The sequence below is a fragment of the Gottfriedia sp. NPDC057991 genome, from assembly GCF_042886615.1.
Lineage (GTDB): Bacteria > Bacillota > Bacilli > Bacillales > Bacillaceae_G > Gottfriedia.
On the sequence record NZ_JBHVQN010000006.1, the window covers coordinates 192,898 to 208,278 of the forward strand.

The window sequence follows — 15,381 nt, forward strand, 5'->3', positions numbered from 1 at the left end:
GGAGTTGTAAATTTGAAAAAGTTAAAGGCAATAATTTTGTGGATTCTTTTAATTATTTTTATAGTCATATTAACTATTGGAATAATGTTTTTAATAAGTGTTATTCAAGAAAAGTTATTAGTGCCGAAAGATTATATAATGTGGATTTTTAAATATCCTGTATCAAGGTTAGTTTTTGTTTATGAGTTGTATATAATTTTAGGGTTACCATATATTTTTAGTAAGAATTTAAGGAAATCCATAGGAATAGCGGATAGGAGTAAAAAAATTAGTTTTTTGAAAAGGAATAAAAAAGTAGTTCTCATTACTTTCGTGACTTTAAATATATTACTGCTTTATACTATCATTACTGCTGTTACTGTAATCACAAATAATAAAATAATAAACTACTCATTTCTTTATCCTAATGGTAAGGAATATAGTTACAATGATATTTCAAAAATTAAAACAGGAGTTTACGGGAAGAAACGAAATATCCTATTTAGACATACGAAAGGTGAATTTTTTTACATTTTAGAATTAAAAAATGGAACTAAAATAGATTTAACTGAAGTTGGTGGAGTGAAAAATGAAATTGACGAGCGTTTTATTATTGAGAAAATCGATATTAAATTAGTGCGTATGGGCATTCCTAAAGAATCAAGCATGCAAAACTTTAAATACTGCACTGAAGATTTAGATAAAATATATACAGATAAAATAAGAAACATATTAAAAAATACAAGATAAAAGATTTGAAGAACACTATGATATTTATTACATAAGAAGAAGGTATACTAATTTAATAAAACTTCTTATGCAACTGATATGAACGAAACTGTCAAACCACCAAACCAAAAAGGTTTTAATTTAGGGATTTTTCATTTTTTAGACAGACTTAAATTAAGACTACCAACCTAGAATTTAAAAATTAGATTTTCTAAGTCTGTGAATGAGAACTCTATAATAGTAGATTTTTTTGTTTTTAAAGAAAAGATAATGTCTTAAAAGCTTGGCACGAAGGTAAATAAATTAACGGTGATTTACAGTCTGATATGCTTGGGTTGGTTACCACATTTCATTTTATCCGTTACGGAGCTGCCTCGATCTAACGGCGCATGTTCAGTTATTAAACCTAACAAGTGCTTTAGTTGTACATCAAAATCGACATTAGTCGATTTTTTTTTTTGTGGTAACTGAGAGAATAAATTGTATGGATCTAAGTATCGTTTTTTTTGCATGGGTAAATATAATCCTAAATACATTAGGCAGGTCTATATGAAGACAAAATTTTTTATATTAATCTCAATTAGCACGTTTATTTTTCTTTTACAACCTTATGTAATTAAAGCAAATCAAAATGAAATAAATAATAAATTACTTCATGATACATTGCTGACTACTCTCGATCCTTATATTTCAAAAGGTGTAGAAGATTATTATGGATATCATAAAGCGTATGGTTTGTATGATGCGAAAATATTAAATATTAATAGGGATAGTGAAGGAAGCTTTAGCTTTACAGCAAAAGTCCAAGTGCATACTTTTGAACATGCACACAATCCTCCTTACGGAAAGGAGACAATGATCTTTGATATAAGCCCAATGGGAATTAAGAAGATTAGTTATGTTCATGAAGGCGATCAAGAGGAAAGGGAATTTAAACAGTTTTATAGTGAAACTATTTCAGATATAAAGCAATCGTTTAATTTAAATTTAGAACTATATTCAGAATATAATTATTCGCAGCTCCAATATAAAGCAGAAAAAGAAAAGGAATACAAATCCCTTGCCAATTTTACTGGGGAGATTGTTAATAACATTTTGAATCCAGAGATCCATCCACCTTATAAAAATGTAATTTCTCCTGTTACTTTTATAAATGGGAATAAAGCATATATTCTTTTTAAGAAATCAGATGGAACAAATACAATTTATGAAGTGATTAAGCAAAATAAGGGATGGGAAGTTGTAAAAAAGATGAATAAGAATGGTAAGAAAATGAAAAATGAATTGCTTTGGTATTTGTAAAATAATGTGTTGCTTATGTAACTATCTTGTGCGTTTAGTTGAACAACACAAGTTGCAAATATGTGGCTTTTTTATTTATGGAATATAAAAGGGTATTTACTTATTATAGAGAAATCTTTATTTTATGGTAAAATTGTCCAAAAAAGAATTTAAAAACGAAGATTATACATAATAGACTGAAGGGTTTCAAATTTGGTTTGAGCTATATTTAAGCTAAGCAATAATGCGAATACCTATTATTTGTAGATAGGTTAGAAAAGAGAGGTCTTTTAGAAAGAAAACCAACCCAAATGATAGAATGGCTTTTTTAGGAACAACTGATGGGACTGAACCAGGAATTGCAGCTTGGAACGAAAAACTTAACAGCTTGGATGGATTCGTATTTATCGTTCAGGAATATAATCATAGTATTACAGGAGCCTTAAAAAATGCACTTGATTTGGCTCGTGAAGCCTGGAATAACAAAGCAGTTGGTATCGTTAGTTATGGTTCAACTTTGCCCGTGCAGCTGAACATTTACGAGGAATAATGGGTGAGCTAATGATTGCAGATGTTCGTGTTCACCCTACATTGTCCTTATTTACCGATTTTGAAAACTATACTACTTTCAAGCCAGCTGACTTACATCTTAATAATGTAAATGCAATGCTTGACCAAGTTGTTGCTTGGAGTGGTGCATTAAAAACTTTGAGACAATAGTCATTATTAAGTGTACTATGTTACGAATATCAGACGCTAAAAAAAGTGTCTGATATTCTTTTTTTATCTAGTGAATAGATTCATTTTCGAGAATGCTTGATTCATGGTTGATTAACGCAGTGCATTAGTTGAGCAACAAGATTGGCTGTATGGTCAATCTTTTTTTATAAAGTTAAATGAAAGTTTTATTTAACAAGTGGTAAATTTAATGTTTTAAAATAATAGCTTTCTTTGTGAAGTAAAATGCTTTTTATTTTTTTCAAAATTAATGAATTTGGATTACTTTTAATTAAGAATAATTTTCAATCACAATGGTTATGAATAGTTAGGTTACTTTAGTTTATGTTACAATAATGTACAGTACATAATTGTAGGGGGAATATAGCACTAATGAGTAAAAAGAAAAAATCTAATGGTAATCAAACGTTTGCTATTTCTGTATTTGTTGGAATAGTTGTTTTAGTTGGAGCATTATTTTTAGTTTCTAAATTGCAAGATAAAAAGACTGAAGAAGTTTATCCAGCAATTGCAGGAGTAAATCAAGTGAAAGTTGATGGGTTTGACACAAAAGATCAACCAACCTTTAGTAATAAAAATGCAAAAGTTGAAGTAGTTGAATTTGGTGATTATAAATGTCCAATTTGTGCTCAATGGAATAAAGTAGTTTTTCCTCTACTTAAAGCCGATTATATTGATAATGGTTTAATCAATTTTTCATTTATTAACTATCCGTTTATTTCGAAAGATTCAAATTTAGCTGCACTTGCATCAGAAGTAGTTTATAAAACTCATAAAGATTCATTTTGGAAGTTTCAAGAGCAAATCTATTTAAAACAAGAAGATGAAACAACTACTTGGGCTACACCTGATAAACTAGCAAGTATTGCAAAATCTGTTATTCCGAATTTAGATGAAAAACAATTTAAAAAAGATTTATACAAAAAAGATGCAATGAAACAAGTGGCTAACGATGTTGCAATTGCTAACCATTATGGCGTTAACGGAACTCCTACAATATTTGTAAATGGTAAAGCAGTGGACAACCCAAGCTTAGAATCAATTAAAGCAGCTATTGACGCTGAAATAAAGAAATAATATTAAGAAAGGTATGCGGAACTATCGCATACCTTTCATTGTTAGACCATGTATAAAAAACTTGATTTTTTGTATAGCAAATTACATTTTTTTCTTTACACGTGCATCCGCTTGAGCTGAACGTTCTTGTGCCTCTATATCATTATGATCTGCTAATTCCGCTGAATACTCTACATCGAGTCCATCAGGCTTTACATTCTTATTAAAATTAGAATTGAAAGTACTTTTCTTCTTGTTCAAATTAAAACCCTCCATTATAACTAACTAATTTAAATTACATGTCGTGGGAACTATGTTTTTTCTGTCTTGTATGATTTTGGTTCTTTACTTTATGAGAACCACTTAATGGTTTTGGTTGTCCACTTTCATGATCAATTGGGCTATTTCTTTTTGACGATTTGTTTGTCATTCTTGTCACCTTCCTTTAAGAATAGCTTTAGTTGTAAGCGAAAAAATATGCCAAAAAGAAATATTTACTAATTTATAATTGAAAGCGTTTTAATCATTTTTTTCTAATAATTTTCGATAACCATTTTCCATATATATAAATAAATTAATGAAAGGGAGGTATTTCTTATGATCTAATTCATCTAATATTAATTGTAAAAATTGAATGTTGAGAAAATTATTTTTCATAATAAAAAACGACAAACAACAATTAAATCTAAGAAATTAATAGAGTAAAAGTTAATTTTTTTTAGTTTGTCTGACTCTTTTGATGTATGAAACAAGTAATTTGACCAATACTAGTAATAGTCAAAATGAAAGAGGAGACTGATACTGATTATGCAAGTACTAACAGTTTGTCTTATATATTCGGGTGTGATCTTACTCTATCTCTTGTTCAAGAAAGTTCAATATAATAAGAGACAAAAAAATGTGATTAATTTTTTCCTATACTATAATCGTAGAAAAAGTAATGTTAATAGAGATACGAAAAGAACAGGAGATATTATTTATTTAATGCCTCAATCGACGTTGAACAAAGGTATTTTACGAAAGCGAAAAGATGATTTTGAGTAATGATCAAAAAATATTTAAACATAGCAAGCAATTCATACAAATTGCTTGCTATTTTTTTATTGTCTTTTTTTCGTCTTTTTATTGTTTAACTTATAATCTGCTGAAAGTGGCTCTTGTGCAGTTTCTTCATTAAAACCAGCAGCTTTCCCTTGCTCGATTGAAGCTGACATTCCGCTACCAGAATTATTTTTACGTCTAGACATGATTATTCCTCCTTATATAAGGCCATTTTCATAAACACATTTTTGGAATTGGTTTGAAAATTGCCTTTTATAATCGATATTCTTTCCTATATTTTTTTTAGTACCCTAAAAATTCAATTGGTAAATAATGTGAGACGAAGTGATAAATTGTTCAATGTCAGCACCTTATAATAGGTGTTTTTTTAATGTTTGTAGTCGATGGAATTGACGAGATTGAACAGGGAAATAAAATTTAACAGGATTAAAGACTTGTCCGGCAGAAAAAAACGATATCTTTTGGACTATTTATTCAAACCATATTTCAATTTTATGAATAGATTGACTTATGTGTACGGTTTGATTGTTTATTAAAAGCAAGCGAAGTTATTTTACGGGATAAGTCTTCCTAAGTAGGTTGGCTTTTTAAATTTATTTAAAAGGAGAAATCATAAATGACGAATCCAACTTATCACGAAAGAAATTTATCAAATATAAATAAGCTAGCACCAAATACAAAGCAAGCAGCTTTAAAATGGTACAATTATTGTATAAAAAATAATATCAATGTTTTAATTTACGAAACGACACGAACCAAAGAACGTCAAGAAGTACTTGTTGATAATGGCAAGTCCCAAACTAGAAAGTCATATCATCTAGTAGGTCAAGCATTAGACTTTGTTCCAATTGTAAATGGTAAAGAAGAGTGGAACTCATACGAGTCTGAACCATTTAAATCGGCTATTCATTATGCTAAATCTATTGGCTTCACATGGGGTGGGGACTGGAGTAGCTTTGTAGATGAGCCACATTTACAATTTGAATACAAAGGATATGGTACTGATAAAGTATTGGAAACTAAACCTCCTGCATATCCAGGAACGATATTAAAATCAGGTTCAAAAGGAAATAGTGTTAAATTAGTTCAAAAAGAATTAGGAATTACTGCAGACGGTATATTCGGTTTAATTACGGATCGGGCAGTAAGAAATTTTCAAAAGAAACATGGCCTCACCGTAGATGGAATTGTAGGTCCAAAAACTTGGGCAAAATTATTTGACTAACAAAAGGTAAAGTCTCATTACTAAATTTAGTTTAGTTTAAAAATAACATACCATTCAAAATTTCAAAGTGTAAAAATAAAACTTATTTCAACCCCTGTATCAGTATTGATACAGGGGTTGTTTTAATAATGATTAATTAAATCACATTGGCATTACCTCACATTTAGCTAATCCATTACGTAAAAGGATATTCTTTAACATATGGAGCTTAATAAATATAAGATTGTAAAAATTCACAACCTCCAATATGATGATTAATGGACAAAAAACTTAATATTGGTGCTTGAACCATTTCAGGGGGATATGGATGAAACGATTTATAGAAATAGACATCGCAAGGGGGGTAACGATATTTTTGGTTGTAATGGGGCATACAGCTATTCCAATCTGGTTAAATAACATATTAAGAGACTTTAGAATGCCCTTGTTTTTCTTTGTATCAGGTTATCTCTTTAGTAGTCAGAAGTACTTGGATAATACGCGACTATTATGGATTAACAAATTTTATTCATTACTTGTTCCTTACTTTACAGCTGGGATCTTATCTTATTTTTACTGGTTAATTTTAAAAGCAGTAGACCCATTAAAAAATGAATTTTTATGGTATAAGCCTCTTATTGGTATTTTTTATGGGAATGGAGTTAATGGATGGTTAGGTTTAAATGCACCTATATGGTTTTTAGTTTGTTTATTTTGTGTTCAATTACTTTATTGTTACTCACAAAAAATCATTGGTGGATTTAGCGTTTACACTCAAATAGGTTTTTACATAATTTTAGGATTTGTTGGCTATGCTATAAGTCTTTTTGTATTTTTACCTTGGGGATTAGATATCGCTTTAGTCGCTCTTTTTTTCATGCACTTGGGGAATAAGTTTAAGTATTATCAATTATTAAATAAGATAAAACCTATTGGTATTGTATCAATTTTATCACTAATAGTATTCGGAATTGCTACATATCTCAACAATGCAGATATGAACTATCGAATTTATGATAATTTTCTTGTATTTTATATAGCAGGCATTTCCGGAAGCGTAGCAACATTATCGTTTGCAAAATTGTTGTCTAAAATGAAATTACCAACAAAGTTTTTTACCTTTTTAGGTAGAGAATCATTAATAATTTTAATTTTTCATGGTGGATTTGTAATTGCAACATTGAAATTTATAGATCTTCTTTTTGTTAAAGGAATTATACATTGGACCATATATCTTGCATTTGGCTTAATAATCCCTACCTCACTATCGGTTTTCATTAAAAAGATTCCAATTTTAAACATATTACTAAACGGGAAGGGAAAGCCAGTCACTTCAGAAATTACAATCTGTCAATTAAAGGCATCTTAAAATAAAAATAATGTGCAATAATATTTTTAATAAAAAACCCCTGTGTTCTTTTCGGATACAGGGGTTTTTAGATTGTAAATGGTCTAACGGATTTTTAATGTTAATATGTTTGAGCAGTTTTATAATATCAACAATCTCTAGTAATTTTTTTTACTTACGAAGTTAAAAATAATATTTAAGAGCTAATTTTTAGAAAAACAAGTTCAAAGATTATTAAAATCAGTTGTTGTTCGACCTTAACTGACCCACAAACTGATTAACAAGCTGTAATGATACTCCAAGTAAAGGATATTAAATAAGGTTTTTAGGGTAACCTTTTTTATGATGAATAGTTGATTGAAACGAAGGGGTGCTCGACTCCTATGCGATATGCGGGAAGGCTGAGACCCCGCAGGCTAGTCGAGGCCGCTGAAAAACTCTATGATTTTTGAAAAAGTTCAATTCCCTAAAATTCCCATCCCCACTTTTGTCTCAAAAATGGGTTAAAACGTAATGTGTCATCCCCACTTTATCTATAAAAATCGAGGTTTTTATGGGAATTGATTTTTCTTAAAAGTAAAATTTGATCAAAATTTACTTTTTCAGCGGCCTCAGCTAGTCAAGGAGGCTCAGGTCTCGCCCCATGGAAGGCGAGCACCCCTAGTGGAAATCAACATCACTCTACTCCTTTTACGAAAATTTGGTAATAATCTCACACCTTCAACAAACACATTACGTTCACAAATTTTTAAAAACTTAAATTAATTATATTGATATAAACTTTGATATAATTGGGTAAAAGATTATTATAGTAACTTTGATTTATAAGGTCATAAGTAATACTTATTACAAATGATAAGTTACTTGTTATTTACTTATGATATACATTGTAATAATATATTATTGTAAGGTATTGAAAAGTTTGGATATAAAATATATTCAGACATTTTTTGCTTAATAGGGGGAAGAAACATGGGGAAAAATGACGTTTTCCAATCTCGTTCGACATTTACTGCGAACGATAAAACTTATCATTATTATCGCTTAAAAGCAATTGAGGAAGCTGGAGTAGCTAAAATCGGTAAATTACCTTATTCGATTAAAGTGTTACTAGAATCAGTTCTTCGTCAAGTAGATGGAAGAGTAATTACAAAAAATCATGTTGAAAATTTAGCAAAATGGGGAACAAGCGAGCTACAAGATGTAGATGTTCCGTTTAAACCTTCTCGTGTTATTTTACAAGACTTCACAGGTGTTCCAGCTGTAGTTGACTTAGCTTCATTACGTAAAGCAATGGCTGATATGGGTGGAGACCCTGAAGTAATTAATCCAGAAATTCCAGTAGATCTAGTAATTGACCACTCAGTAATGGTTGATAAAGCTGGTTCAGTGGATGCATTAGATTTCAATATGGATTTAGAATTTTCTCGTAACGAAGAGCGTTACCAATTCTTAAGCTGGGCTCAAAAAGCATTTAATAACTATCGTGCAGTTCCACCAGCAACTGGTATCGTACACCAAGTTAACTTAGAATACTTAGCAAATGTAGTACATTCAATTGCAAATGAAGATGGTGAAGTTGTTGCATTCCCTGATACATTAGTGGGTACTGACTCACATACTACTATGATTAATGGTATTGGTGTATTAGGTTGGGGTGTAGGTGGTATTGAGGCTGAAGCAGGTATGCTTGGTCAACCATCATATTTCCCAGTTCCAGAAGTTATCGGTGTTAAATTAATCGGTGCTTTACCAAGTGGAACAACTGCAACTGATGTTGCGTTAAAAGTTACTGAAGTTTTACGTAAAAAAGGTGTAGTAAATAAATTTGTTGAGTTCTTTGGACCAGGTTTACAAAGCATGCCTTTGGCAGACCGTGCTACAATTGCAAACATGGCTCCTGAATATGGTGCAACATGTGGATTCTTCCCAGTTGATGCTGAGGCACTTAACTACTTACGTTTAACAGGTCGTTCGGAAGAGCAAATTCATTTAGTTGAAGCTTATTGCAAAGCTAATGATTTATTCTATACAGCTGACTTAGAAGATCCTACATTTACTGATTTAGTAGAAATCAATCTTTCAGAAATTGAATCAAATCTGTCTGGTCCAAAACGTCCACAAGATTTAATCCCATTATCTGAAATGAAAAAAGCATTCCAAGCAGCAGTTTCTGCTCCAATGGGTAATGCAGGATTCGGTTTAACTGATGAAACATTAGATAAAGAGGTAAACGTTAAATTTGAAAACGGTACTGAAACAACTTTTAAAACTGGTGCAGTAGCAATCGCAGCAATCACAAGTTGTACAAATACTTCAAACCCATACGTTATGTTAGGTGCTGGTTTAGTAGCTAAAAAAGCTGTTGAAAAAGGTTTAACAGTACCTGCTTATGTAAAAACTTCATTAGCACCTGGATCTAAAGTTGTTAGTGGATATTTACAAGAAGCTGGATTAATTCCTTTCTTAAATCAATTAGGATTTAACATCGTTGGTTATGGATGTACTACATGTATCGGTAACTCAGGTCCATTAGCACCTGAAATGGAAGAAGCTATTGCTGACAATGATATGTTAGTAACTTCTGTACTTTCTGGTAACCGTAACTTCGAAGGACGTATTCATCCTCAAGTTAAAGGTAACTACTTAGCATCACCACCATTAGTAGTTGCTTATGCGTTAGCAGGTAATGTAAATATCGACTTCTCAGTCGAGCCAATTGGTCAAGATAAAGATGGAAACGATGTATTCTTAAAAGATATTTGGCCAACATCTGCAGAAGTTCAAGAAGTAGTTGCATCTACAGTTACTCCTGAATTATTCAAAAAAGAATACGAAAGAGTATTTGAAGATAACAAACGTTGGAACGAAATTCAAACAACTGATGATTCATTATACAAATGGGATAGCGAATCAACTTATATTGCAAATCCTCCATTCTTTGAAGGATTATCAAAAGAGCCAGGCGTAGTTAAACCATTAGCTGGTTTAAAAATCGTTGGTAAATTCGGTGATTCAGTAACAACTGACCACATTTCACCAGCTGGTTCAATCGGTAAAACAACTCCTGCAGGACTTTACCTACAAAGTAAAGGTGTTAAACCTGTAGACTTCAACTCATACGGTTCTCGTCGTGGTAACCACGATGTAATGATGCGTGGTACATTTGCTAATATCCGTATCCGTAACCAAATCGCTCCAGGTACAGAAGGTGGATACACTACTTACTGGCCAACTGGCGAAGTAATGTCAATTTATGATGCAGCAATGCGTTATAAAGAAGATGGTACTGGATTAATGATTTTAGCTGGAAATGACTACGGTATGGGAAGTTCTCGTGACTGGGCTGCTAAAGGAACAAATCTTTTAGGTATTAAAACAGTTCTAGCTGAAAGCTTCGAGCGTATTCACAGAAGTAACTTAGTATTAATGGGTGTTTTACCACTTCAATTTAAAGATGGTGAAAATGCTGAAATATTTGGATTAACAGGTACAGAAGTATTTGCTGTTAATGTTGATGAGAATGTTAAACCACGTGATCTTGTAAAAGTAACTGCAACAAAAGAAGACGGTACAACTGTTGAATTTGAAGTAGTTGCTCGTTTCGACAGCGAAGTTGAAATTGACTACTACCGTCATGGTGGTATCTTACAAATGGTATTACGTGATAAATTAAATAATTCTAAAGTAACTCATTAATTTGTATAGAAAACACGGTCTTTATTAGACCGTGTTTTTTTTATTTCGGGTAAGTGGAATCACAATTAAAAAGATGGCATCACAAATAAAAACCAGAAATCGCAATTAAAATGAAGGAATCGCAAATAAAAAACCAAAAATCACAATTAAAATCCGAATATCAGAAATTAAACAGACAGAAACGATCAACTTTAAACCAAAATGTGCTAAATGGATAAAAAAATTACGAATTAATAGGGCATTCATGTAAAAAATATAATCAAAGTGGTTCTATATTAAGATAATTTGAATGGAAAATAGTATATAAAAGGTAATCCCAAGAGATATTGACTAAGAACCTATGTGAGCTTGTTCCACTTTTGTATTTATTATGGTTAAATAGAGATAGTTCATTAAAAGGGTGATTTGTATGAAAAAAATAATTCCTGTGCTGATACTTTTAGTTGCGTTAGGATATTCAATTTTTCAATTATATGAGAAAAAAGAAGAAGAGAACAAAGTCAGTAAAAATAATGATGCCTATATTGCTTCAATTCAAAAATTAGGTGTTCAAGTTGGACAGCAGGCACCTGATATACAATTGCTGACTTTAGATGAAAAGAAGGTTAATTTATCTTCTTTCAAAGGTAAGAAAGTAATCTTAAATTTTTGGGCTACTTGGTGCCCACCTTGTCAAGATGAGATACCAGCTTTAGAGAAATTCCATCAACAGCATAAGGATATTGAAATGATCGGTGTTGCGGATTATATTGGCGAGAAAAAGGATTTAAATTTTATCAAGAACTTTGTTAATAAAAATGGTATGAATTATAGAATTTTAATTGATGAAAACGGTGATAATTTTCGTAAATATGGTGTGATTTCAATACCAACTACATACTTTATTAACCCGAATGGAGAAGTAGTTTTTAAGCAAATTGGGCCATTAACTGAAAAACAATTAAATGCATTTTTAAAATAAGAAAAAATTTACTAAAATGTAAGAAAACTCTTTTTTTTGGCAATACTAAGAACATAAAAAGAAGAGGTGATTGTTTTGAGAAAGAAAAGACATAAATCGTTTCAAGAATTAATTCTTGAAAATAAAAATTTACTATTAAATGATGAAGAAGCATTGAATAAAATATATGATCGATTAGAAGAACGTTTAGTAAGAAAAGCTAAAGCGGAGTAATTTAGTTTCGAAAATCGAATTTTGTTTATACGAAAAAGAGAAGGCATTATTTCCTTCTTTTTTTGTTGTCAAAATTGGTCATTTTTTAATTTCCTTTTACATATTTACAGCAACAAAACTCATACTATCGCTAGGGGGCGATAAAATGGGAAATCCAAAAAAACATCCTAAAGATTTTGTACCAAATCATGTAGGTACTCAAAACAAAGCAGCTGGTGGGAATAAGGGTAAACAAATGCAGTATAAAGATCCTACTGGCAAACAACCAATTGTAGATAACGGGTAAATTCCAAAACACAAAAACAAATTTTGAATTGGAGTGATTTATGATGGAATATACAAATACACCGAAGCCAGATGATCGTAGTGATAATGCAAAAAAAATTCAAGATAATATAAACAATACGAGGGAAAATATTAACGAAGCAGAAGCTTCAATGAAATTCGGAAATGAACAAGATCGTCAAAATGCAATAGCTAAAAATCAACGTCGCGAAGAATCTATCGCAGCATTAGAGAGTGAACTAAGAGACGAACAAGCATTTAATAATACGAATGACTGAATAAAAAAAAAGCTAGGTATTTAGAGTTTGCCTCATAAATACCTAGCTTTTTTTTATGCTCTTTTAACCACATTAAAATTAGCTTCAAGAAGCTCCCAATTTTGAATAAATGGTAATCCTAATTTCCAATACGAAATACCTCGTATATTCTCTTCTTTTATTAAGTTAAACTTGGCTTGAATTGATCTTGCATCTTCGAACCAAACTTCATGTTTTTGACCGTTTGATTCTGTATATCGGAAATGAGGTGCTCTAGCTTTGTTATCAAAAAGGATTTCGTTTGTCATTTGAATTGCTAAATTTGTAGCAGCTTCAGCACTTAATGCTTTAGCCATAGTCCCTTGTTTAAATGGAACTTTCCAGTCAAATCCATATAAATTTTGGCCTATTACAATTTTAGGTACAGGAATTACGGTCTTCGCATAGTTGATTACTTTACGAACTTGATCAATCGGTGATACGGCCATAGGAGGACCGCCTTGCCAACCCCAATCATATGTCATGATTACAACGAAGTCCACAACTTTTCCTATGTTAGCATAATCATGAGCTTCGTAAAATCTACCTTTTTGGGTTGAACTTGTTTTTGGTATTAAAGTAGCACTCAATATGAATCCTTGAGGTAGCCTTGATTTTACTTTATTTAAAAAATTAATATAAGCTACACGATCAGTTGAAGCAACATCTTCAAAGTCTATATTTACTTCTCTAAATCCGTATTTATTAGCAGTACTTATAATTGTATTTATCAGTTTATCTTGAACTGCTGGACTTTGTAATATATCGGTTGCTAGTGATGTTGAAAACTGTCCATTTTCAAGATTAGAGACAACCATCATATAAATACAGCGATTATCCTTTGCGATTTGAGGAATGTTTCCAAGTGGTGGTTCGGTTAGTGTACCATCTCTTTTTGCATCAAAGCTAAAATGTGCTAAATAGGTTAAAAACTTACTTTCTGTTCGAGCCGATTCTTCAAGTGCTGGTTTAATTGGATTTGAAGTAGGTTGTAAATAACCAATGGATTCAATATTTCTTTTTTTTCGTGGTGGAAGATGTAGCTTTTGACCGACATTTAATGAAGCATATGAACTAATTCCACTTAAAGTTGCAATTTGACTTGATGTTACACCATAAGTTAAAGCTAAATCATATAAGTTATCACCGGGTTGAACAAAATATTCGTTTCCTGTAGTTGGTACAACAAGCGATTGACCTTTTATTATTTTATAAGGAGCTACAAGAGCATTTGAATTAATGAGTGCTTGGCGTTCAACTCCATAAAAATCTGCAATACTCATCACTGTTTCTCCACTTTTTACAACATGAATTTGCATCAAGTTTATCTCCTTCCATTAAACGTAGATATTCGTCTCTATTAAATATATGCCAAAGAGTTTGGATTAGAAGGGAATAGGTGGAAAAGCAAATCGAAATTGATTTTGAAAATAAAAAACCTAGCCAAAGCTAGGTTTTTAGGAAAAATATTTATTTTTTTGATTCTTTATCACTATTTGGATCAAGTGGGAATTGAATGATATTTGAATTACTGCCTGAGACAGTAGGGAGTTTTCCATCCCATTTTTCTGCTTTTTTATATTCAATTAATTCATTGGTTAACGTTTGTTGGATTACTTGGTTCGCTTTTGCTTGACCTTGTGCTCGGATTAGTTGTGAATCGGCATCAGCCTTTGCTTCTACTTTTTTCTTTTCTGCTTCTATTTTAGCCGTTTCAAGTTCAATTTTTTTACGATCATTTTCTTGAGCAGCTTGAACACGTGCATCAATTGCATCCTGCGTTTTTGCGTCTGGTTTTGGCGTTCCTAGTGTTAAATTTTCAACAAAGAAACCAAGTACTTTTACATCTTCTTTATAGAGTGTTTCAATATCAGCTGAGGCATTACTTGATTTCTCACCGTATAATTGTAAAACTGTGTATTTTGATACGGCAATTCGAGCTGCATCTTGTAATCGTTTCTTTAAATATGTATCCTCAATTTCTTCGATTGACACAGGTCCAAACTCGTTAAACATTGATACTACTTTAGAAGGATCAATTTTATATGTATATGATAAATCCATTTCAATCCTTTTACCGTCTGAAGTAGCTAATGCAACATCTTTATATTCTACAGTTCGAAGTCGGACTGGATATTCAGTAACTTTATCGAATAAACCAACCAAATTCCAACCTTGTGATAATGTATTTTTCTGTATACCACCATTTGGTGAATAGACAACCCCCACATAACCAGGTGTAATTTTTTCAATAAATAAAGTTGGAATTGTTACAATTAAGATCAGTGCAATACCCGCGATGATTCCTCCAATTAGTTTACGGCTGAAAAATGAATTCCTTTTTTCATTTGGACGAATTTCCATTATTTTTGTCCCCCTTATCCTTTAAAATATTTTTTACTTTAGCTGATTTCTCACCAATTTTTTCAAATGTTGGAGAAAGAAGAAGCCATACTCCGAATAAAAAAAGAAGGATGATTAAGATTGAGCCCACTAGAACCTTCATGAAGATCGACCTCCAAATTTCTAT

The 15,381-nt window shown here is 31.4% G+C and carries 16 protein-coding genes and 2 pseudogenes; 12 read left to right on the plus strand and 6 right to left on the minus strand.

Going from position 1 to position 15,381, the window contains the following annotated elements:
• Positions 1-12: 12 nt before the first annotated feature.
• From ACFVR2_RS19810 to ACFVR2_RS19825, 4 genes and pseudogenes are all read left to right on the plus strand, one after another.
• Complete coding sequence (locus tag ACFVR2_RS19810) at positions 13-729, plus strand: hypothetical protein (protein ID WP_387365640.1); 717 nt, start codon at positions 13-15, stop codon at positions 727-729.
• A gap of 528 nt (positions 730-1,257) precedes the next feature.
• Positions 1,258-2,010, plus strand: coding sequence for a DUF3888 domain-containing protein (locus ACFVR2_RS19815; protein WP_387365643.1), 753 nt, complete (start codon positions 1,258-1,260; stop codon positions 2,008-2,010).
• A gap of 298 nt (positions 2,011-2,308) precedes the next feature.
• Positions 2,309-2,709: pseudogene (locus ACFVR2_RS19820) on the plus strand (NADPH-dependent FMN reductase); the annotation flags it as partial.
• A gap of 390 nt (positions 2,710-3,099) precedes the next feature.
• Positions 3,100-3,804, plus strand: a complete 705-nt coding sequence (locus tag ACFVR2_RS19825) for a DsbA family protein (protein ID WP_387365646.1) — start codon at positions 3,100-3,102, stop codon at positions 3,802-3,804.
• 81 nt (positions 3,805-3,885) lie between these two features.
• On the opposite strand, the gene ACFVR2_RS19830 is transcribed toward ACFVR2_RS19825, so the two are convergent.
• The 3 genes from ACFVR2_RS19830 to sspO form a co-directional block, all read right to left on the minus strand.
• Entirely contained in the window at positions 3,886-4,044 is a 159-nt protein-coding gene (locus tag ACFVR2_RS19830) for a YfhD family protein (RefSeq protein ID WP_387365649.1), read from the minus strand.
• A gap of 34 nt (positions 4,045-4,078) precedes the next feature.
• A complete protein-coding gene (locus ACFVR2_RS19835; RefSeq protein WP_082459649.1) occupies positions 4,079-4,213 on the minus strand; it encodes a small acid-soluble spore protein P in 135 nt (44 codons plus the stop codon).
• A 670-nt stretch (positions 4,214-4,883) separates the two neighbouring features.
• Positions 4,884-5,030 carry a small acid-soluble spore protein O gene (sspO, locus tag ACFVR2_RS19840; RefSeq protein ID WP_069032362.1) on the minus strand — a complete coding sequence of 49 codons (147 nt, stop codon included), beginning with the start codon at positions 5,028-5,030 and terminating at the stop codon, positions 4,884-4,886.
• Between the two features lie 431 nt (positions 5,031-5,461).
• Here sspO and ACFVR2_RS19845 point away from each other — a divergent pair.
• From ACFVR2_RS19845 to tlp, 8 genes and pseudogenes are all read left to right on the plus strand, one after another.
• Positions 5,462-5,851 (plus strand): annotated as a pseudogene (locus tag ACFVR2_RS19845) (M15 family metallopeptidase); the annotation flags it as partial.
• A 6-nt stretch (positions 5,852-5,857) separates the two neighbouring features.
• Positions 5,858-6,070, plus strand: a complete 213-nt coding sequence (locus tag ACFVR2_RS19850; protein ID WP_387366194.1) for a peptidoglycan-binding domain-containing protein — start codon at positions 5,858-5,860, stop codon at positions 6,068-6,070.
• Between the two features lie 307 nt (positions 6,071-6,377).
• Entirely contained in the window at positions 6,378-7,418 is a 1,041-nt protein-coding gene (locus ACFVR2_RS19855) for an acyltransferase family protein (RefSeq protein ID WP_387365653.1), read from the plus strand.
• Between the two features lie 951 nt (positions 7,419-8,369).
• Complete coding sequence (gene acnA / locus ACFVR2_RS19860; RefSeq protein ID WP_387365656.1) at positions 8,370-11,096, plus strand: aconitate hydratase AcnA; 2,727 nt, start codon at positions 8,370-8,372, stop codon at positions 11,094-11,096.
• A gap of 409 nt (positions 11,097-11,505) precedes the next feature.
• Entirely contained in the window at positions 11,506-12,057 is a 552-nt protein-coding gene (locus ACFVR2_RS19865) for a TlpA family protein disulfide reductase (RefSeq protein WP_387365659.1), read from the plus strand.
• A 75-nt stretch (positions 12,058-12,132) separates the two neighbouring features.
• Positions 12,133-12,270 carry an FbpB family small basic protein gene (locus tag ACFVR2_RS19870; RefSeq protein ID WP_387365662.1) on the plus strand — a complete coding sequence of 46 codons (138 nt, stop codon included), beginning with the start codon at positions 12,133-12,135 and terminating at the stop codon, positions 12,268-12,270.
• Between the two features lie 145 nt (positions 12,271-12,415).
• Positions 12,416-12,556: an acid-soluble spore protein N gene (locus tag ACFVR2_RS19875; RefSeq protein WP_069032371.1), complete on the plus strand. Its 141-nt coding sequence runs from the start codon at positions 12,416-12,418 to the stop codon at positions 12,554-12,556.
• Positions 12,557-12,599: 43 nt separating this feature from the next.
• Positions 12,600-12,833 (plus strand): small acid-soluble spore protein Tlp, encoded by a 234-nt coding sequence (gene tlp / locus ACFVR2_RS19880; RefSeq protein WP_387365665.1) that lies wholly within the window; start codon positions 12,600-12,602, stop codon positions 12,831-12,833.
• A 53-nt stretch (positions 12,834-12,886) separates the two neighbouring features.
• Here the strand turns inward: tlp and ACFVR2_RS19885 are convergent, their stop codons facing one another.
• From ACFVR2_RS19885 to ACFVR2_RS19895, 3 genes are all read right to left on the minus strand, one after another.
• A complete protein-coding gene (locus ACFVR2_RS19885; protein ID WP_387365668.1) occupies positions 12,887-14,173 on the minus strand; it encodes a glycosyl hydrolase family 18 protein in 1,287 nt (428 codons plus the stop codon).
• Positions 14,174-14,321: 148 nt separating this feature from the next.
• Entirely contained in the window at positions 14,322-15,209 is an 888-nt protein-coding gene (locus ACFVR2_RS19890) for a prohibitin family protein (protein WP_387366197.1), read from the minus strand.
• Positions 15,196-15,357: a hypothetical protein gene (locus ACFVR2_RS19895; RefSeq protein ID WP_165347184.1), complete on the minus strand. Its 162-nt coding sequence runs from the start codon at positions 15,355-15,357 to the stop codon at positions 15,196-15,198. The genes ACFVR2_RS19890 and ACFVR2_RS19895 overlap by 14 nt, the downstream gene beginning before the upstream one ends.
• Between the last annotated feature and the right edge of the window lie 24 nt (positions 15,358-15,381).

Excerpts from the sequence above, each read along its gene's own strand:
- ACFVR2_RS19815 (WP_387365643.1), top strand. The coding sequence starts at position 1,258 with ATGAAGACAAAATTTTTTATATTAATCTCAATTAGCACGTTTATTTTT.
- ACFVR2_RS19825 (WP_387365646.1), top strand. The coding sequence starts at position 3,100 with ATGAGTAAAAAGAAAAAATCTAATGGTAATCAAACGTTTGCTATTTCT.
- ACFVR2_RS19835 (WP_082459649.1), bottom strand. The coding sequence starts at position 4,213 with ATGACAAACAAATCGTCAAAAAGAAATAGCCCAATTGATCATGAAAGT.
- sspO (WP_069032362.1), bottom strand. The coding sequence starts at position 5,030 with ATGTCTAGACGTAAAAATAATTCTGGTAGCGGAATGTCAGCTTCAATC.
- ACFVR2_RS19855 (WP_387365653.1), top strand. The coding sequence starts at position 6,378 with ATGAAACGATTTATAGAAATAGACATCGCAAGGGGGGTAACGATATTT.
- acnA (WP_387365656.1), top strand. The coding sequence starts at position 8,370 with ATGGGGAAAAATGACGTTTTCCAATCTCGTTCGACATTTACTGCGAAC.
- ACFVR2_RS19865 (WP_387365659.1), top strand. The coding sequence starts at position 11,506 with ATGAAAAAAATAATTCCTGTGCTGATACTTTTAGTTGCGTTAGGATAT.
- ACFVR2_RS19875 (WP_069032371.1), top strand. The coding sequence starts at position 12,416 with ATGGGAAATCCAAAAAAACATCCTAAAGATTTTGTACCAAATCATGTA.
- tlp (WP_387365665.1), top strand. The coding sequence starts at position 12,600 with ATGGAATATACAAATACACCGAAGCCAGATGATCGTAGTGATAATGCA.
- ACFVR2_RS19895 (WP_165347184.1), bottom strand. The coding sequence starts at position 15,357 with ATGAAGGTTCTAGTGGGCTCAATCTTAATCATCCTTCTTTTTTTATTC.